Annotated in this window: 6 tRNA genes and 4 rRNA genes (2 of these 10 only partly in view); all 10 read left to right on the plus strand. The window is 51.7% G+C overall.

The annotated features are described in order from the left end of the window. Positions 1-60: ribosomal RNA gene (locus bslm_RS00940) — 23S ribosomal RNA — on the plus strand; it begins 2,868 nt to the left of the window's first position. A 55-nt stretch (positions 61-115) separates the two neighbouring features. Further along, positions 116-231: ribosomal RNA gene (gene rrf, locus bslm_RS00945) — 5S ribosomal RNA — on the plus strand. Between the two features lie 45 nt (positions 232-276). Then, positions 277-351 (plus strand) — tRNA-Asn (locus bslm_RS00950). Between the two features lie 2 nt (positions 352-353). Beyond that, positions 354-426 (plus strand) — tRNA-Thr (locus bslm_RS00955). Between the two features lie 56 nt (positions 427-482). Next, positions 483-557: transfer RNA gene (locus bslm_RS00960), tRNA-Gly, on the plus strand. Between the two features lie 31 nt (positions 558-588). Beyond that, positions 589-665: transfer RNA gene (locus tag bslm_RS00965), tRNA-Arg, on the plus strand. 27 nt (positions 666-692) lie between these two features. Then, a tRNA-Pro gene (locus bslm_RS00970) sits at positions 693-769 on the plus strand. Between the two features lie 8 nt (positions 770-777). Beyond that, positions 778-853, plus strand: a tRNA-Ala gene (locus bslm_RS00975). A gap of 171 nt (positions 854-1,024) precedes the next feature. Beyond that, positions 1,025-2,574, plus strand: a 16S ribosomal RNA gene (locus bslm_RS00980). A 170-nt stretch (positions 2,575-2,744) separates the two neighbouring features. Further along, positions 2,745-5,000, plus strand: a 23S ribosomal RNA gene (locus bslm_RS00985); it runs 672 nt beyond the window's last position. Together the 16S, 23S and 5S rRNA genes with 6 tRNA genes alongside form the textbook arrangement of a ribosomal RNA operon.

Raw genomic sequence — 5,000 nt, forward strand, 5'->3', positions numbered from 1 at the left:
AGGTGGAAGTGTGGCGACACATGGAGCTGACAGATACTAATCGATCGAGGACTTAACCATATTTTTGAATGATGTTACATCTGTTATCTAGTTTTGAGAGAACACTCTCAATTTGTTTGGTGGCGATAGCGAAGAGGTCACACCCGTTCCCATACCGAACACGGAAGTTAAGCTCTTCAGCGCCGATGGTAGTCGGGGGTTTCCCCCTGTGAGAGTAGGACGCCGCCAAGCAGATTTATTAATTCTACCATGTTTGTTTATGAAGCTTTATATTATTCCGCAGTAGCTCAGTGGTAGAGCTATCGGCTGTTAACCGATCGGTCGTAGGTTCGAATCCTACCTGCGGAGCCATTGCTTCCATAGCTCAGCAGGTAGAGCACTTCCATGGTAAGGAAGAGGTCAGCGGTTCGAGCCCGCTTGGAAGCTTAAATGTATTATTACCAAGGTTTCTCATAAGGAGAAAGCTTTTTTTATTGCGATATGCGGAAGTAGTTCAGTGGTAGAACACCACCTTGCCAAGGTGGGGGTCGCGGGTTCGAATCCCGTCTTCCGCTCCATTTATCCCAACGGGATATTGTAAATTGAATTGCGCCCGTAGCTCAATTGGATAGAGCGTTTGACTACGGATCAAAAGGTTAGGGGTTCGACTCCTCTCGGGCGCGCCATATCTTTTAATAGAATAGATAGGAAATCGGGAAGTAGCTCAGCTTGGTAGAGCACATGGTTTGGGACCATGGGGTCGCAGGTTCGAATCCTGTCTTCCCGACCATTTTTTATGGGGCCTTAGCTCAGCTGGGAGAGCGCCTGCTTTGCACGCAGGAGGTCAGCGGTTCGATCCCGCTAGGCTCCACCAAAAGTTTTTAAAAAAGTTATTGACTTTGAAGAAGTGACGTTGTATACTAATAAAGTTGCTTTAACAAAGCGGACAAACAAAATGATCTTTGAAAACTAAACAAGACAAAACGTACCTGTTAATTCAGTTTTTAAAAATCGCACAGCGATGTGCGTAGTCAGTCAAACTACTTTATCGGAGAGTTTGATCCTGGCTCAGGACGAACGCTGGCGGCGTGCCTAATACATGCAAGTCGAGCGGACAGATGGGAGCTTGCTCCCTGATGTTAGCGGCGGACGGGTGAGTAACACGTGGGTAACCTGCCTGTAAGACTGGGATAACTCCGGGAAACCGGGGCTAATACCGGATGGTTGTTTGAACCGCATGGTTCAAACATAAAAGGTGGCTTCGGCTACCACTTACAGATGGACCCGCGGCGCATTAGCTAGTTGGTGAGGTAACGGCTCACCAAGGCAACGATGCGTAGCCGACCTGAGAGGGTGATCGGCCACACTGGGACTGAGACACGGCCCAGACTCCTACGGGAGGCAGCAGTAGGGAATCTTCCGCAATGGACGAAAGTCTGACGGAGCAACGCCGCGTGAGTGATGAAGGTTTTCGGATCGTAAAGCTCTGTTGTTAGGGAAGAACAAGTACCGTTCGAATAGGGCGGTACCTTGACGGTACCTAACCAGAAAGCCACGGCTAACTACGTGCCAGCAGCCGCGGTAATACGTAGGTGGCAAGCGTTGTCCGGAATTATTGGGCGTAAAGGGCTCGCAGGCGGTTTCTTAAGTCTGATGTGAAAGCCCCCGGCTCAACCGGGGAGGGTCATTGGAAACTGGGGAACTTGAGTGCAGAAGAGGAGAGTGGAATTCCACGTGTAGCGGTGAAATGCGTAGAGATGTGGAGGAACACCAGTGGCGAAGGCGACTCTCTGGTCTGTAACTGACGCTGAGGAGCGAAAGCGTGGGGAGCGAACAGGATTAGATACCCTGGTAGTCCACGCCGTAAACGATGAGTGCTAAGTGTTAGGGGGTTTCCGCCCCTTAGTGCTGCAGCTAACGCATTAAGCACTCCGCCTGGGGAGTACGGTCGCAAGACTGAAACTCAAAGGAATTGACGGGGGCCCGCACAAGCGGTGGAGCATGTGGTTTAATTCGAAGCAACGCGAAGAACCTTACCAGGTCTTGACATCCTCTGACAATCCTAGAGATAGGACGTCCCCTTCGGGGGCAGAGTGACAGGTGGTGCATGGTTGTCGTCAGCTCGTGTCGTGAGATGTTGGGTTAAGTCCCGCAACGAGCGCAACCCTTGATCTTAGTTGCCAGCATTCAGTTGGGCACTCTAAGGTGACTGCCGGTGACAAACCGGAGGAAGGTGGGGATGACGTCAAATCATCATGCCCCTTATGACCTGGGCTACACACGTGCTACAATGGACAGAACAAAGGGCAGCGAAACCGCGAGGTTAAGCCAATCCCACAAATCTGTTCTCAGTTCGGATCGCAGTCTGCAACTCGACTGCGTGAAGCTGGAATCGCTAGTAATCGCGGATCAGCATGCCGCGGTGAATACGTTCCCGGGCCTTGTACACACCGCCCGTCACACCACGAGAGTTTGTAACACCCGAAGTCGGTGAGGTAACCTTTTAGGAGCCAGCCGCCGAAGGTGGGACAGATGATTGGGGTGAAGTCGTAACAAGGTAGCCGTATCGGAAGGTGCGGCTGGATCACCTCCTTTCTAAGGATATTATACGGAATATAAGACCTTGGGTCTTATAAACAGAACGTTCCCTGTCTTGTTTAGTTTTGAAGGATCATTCCTTCGAAACGTGTTCTTTGAAAACTAGATAACAGTAGACATCACATTCAATTAGTAACACAAGATATCACATAGTGATTCTTTTTAACGGTTAAGTTAGAAAGGGCGCACGGTGGATGCCTTGGCACTAGGAGCCGATGAAGGACGGGACGAACACCGATATGCTTCGGGGAGCTGTAAGCAAGCTTTGATCCGGAGATTTCCGAATGGGGAAACCCACCACTCGTAATGGAGTGGTATCCATATCTGAATTCATAGGATATGAGAAGGCAGACCCGGGGAACTGAAACATCTAAGTACCCGGAGGAAGAGAAAGCAAATGCGATTCCCTGAGTAGCGGCGAGCGAAACGGGATTAGCCCAAACCAAGAGGCTTGCCTCTTGGGGTTGTAGGACACTCTGTACGGAGTTACAAAGGAACGAGGTAGATGAAGAGGTCTGGAAAGGCCCGCCATAGGAGGTAACAGCCCTGTAGTCAAAACTTCGTTCTCTCCTGAGTGGATCCTGAGTACGGCGGAACACGTGAAATTCCGTCGGAATCCGGGAGGACCATCTCCCAAGGCTAAATACTCCCTAGTGACCGATAGTGAACCAGTACCGTGAGGGAAAGGTGAAAAGCACCCCGGAAGGGGAGTGAAAGAGATCCTGAAACCGTGTGCCTACAAGTAGTCAGAGCCCGTTAACGGGTGATGGCGTGCCTTTTGTAGAATGAACCGGCGAGTTACGATCCCGTGCAAGGTTAAGCAGAAGATGCGGAGCCGCAGCGAAAGCGAGTCTGAATAGGGCGCATGAGTACGTGGTCGTAGACCCGAAACCAGGTGATCTACCCATGTCCAGGGTGAAGTTCAGGTAACACTGAATGGAGGCCCGAACCCACGCACGTTGAAAAGTGCGGGGATGAGGTGTGGGTAGGGGTGAAATGCCAATCGAACCTGGAGATAGCTGGTTCTCTCCGAAATAGCTTTAGGGCTAGCCTCAAGGTAAGAGTCTTGGAGGTAGAGCACTGATTGGACTAGGGGCCCCTACCGGGTTACCGAATTCAGTCAAACTCCGAATGCCAATGACTTATCCTTGGGAGTCAGACTGCGAGTGATAAGATCCGTAGTCGAAAGGGAAACAGCCCAGACCGCCAGCTAAGGTCCCAAAGTATACGTTAAGTGGAAAAGGATGTGGAGTTGCTTAGACAACCAGGATGTTGGCTTAGAAGCAGCCACCATTTAAAGAGTGCGTAATAGCTCACTGGTCGAGTGACTCTGCGCCGAAAATGTACCGGGGCTAAACGTATCACCGAAGCTGCGGACTGTTCTTCGAACAGTGGTAGGAGAGCGTTCTAAGGGCTGTGAAGCCAGACCGGAAGGACTGGTGGAGCGCTTAGAAGTGAGAATGCCGGTATGAGTAGCGAAAGAGGGGTGAGAATCCCCTCCACCGAATGCCTAAGGTTTCCTGAGGAAGGCTCGTCCGCTCAGGGTTAGTCGGGACCTAAGCCGAGGCCGAAAGGCGTAGGCGATGGACAACAGGTTGATATTCCTGTACCACCTCCTCACCATTTGAGCAATGGGGGGACGCAGGAGGATAGGGTAAGCGCGGTATTGGATATCCGCGTCCAAGCAGTTAGGCTGGGAAATAGGCAAATCCGTTTCCCATAAGGCTGAGCTGTGATGGCGAGCGAAATATAGTAGCGAAGTTCCTGATTCCACACTGCCAAGAAAAGCCTCTAGCGAGGTGAGAGGTGCCCGTACCGCAAACCGACACAGGTAGGCGAGGAGAGAATCCTAAGGTGATCGAGAGAACTCTCGTTAAGGAACTCGGCAAAATGACCCCGTAACTTCGGGAGAAGGGGTGCTCTGTTAGGGTGCAAGCCCGAGAGAGCCGCAGTGAATAGGCCCAGGCGACTGTTTAGCAAAAACACAGGTCTCTGCGAAGCCGTAAGGCGAAGTATAGGGGCTGACGCCTGCCCGGTGCTGGAAGGTTAAGAGGAGCGCTTAGCGTAAGCGAAGGTGCGAATTGAAGCCCCAGTAAACGGCGGCCGTAACTATAACGGTCCTAAGGTAGCGAAATTCCTTGTCGGGTAAGTTCCGACCCGCACGAAAGGCGCAACGATCTGGGCACTGTCTCAACGAGAGACTCGGTGAAATTATAGTACCTGTGAAGATGCAGGTTACCCGCGACAGGACGGAAAGACCCCGTGGAGCTTTACTGCAGCCTGATATTGAATGTTGGTACAGCTTGTACAGGATAGGTAGGAGCCTTGGAAACCGGAGCGCCAGCTTCGGTGGAGGCATCGGTGGGATACTACCCTGGCTGTATTGACCTTCTAACCCGCCGCCCTTATCGGGCGGGGAGACA

It is taken from the genome of Bacillus sp. LM 4-2, from assembly GCF_000978495.1.
Classification (GTDB): domain Bacteria; phylum Bacillota; class Bacilli; order Bacillales; family Bacillaceae; genus Bacillus; species Bacillus subtilis.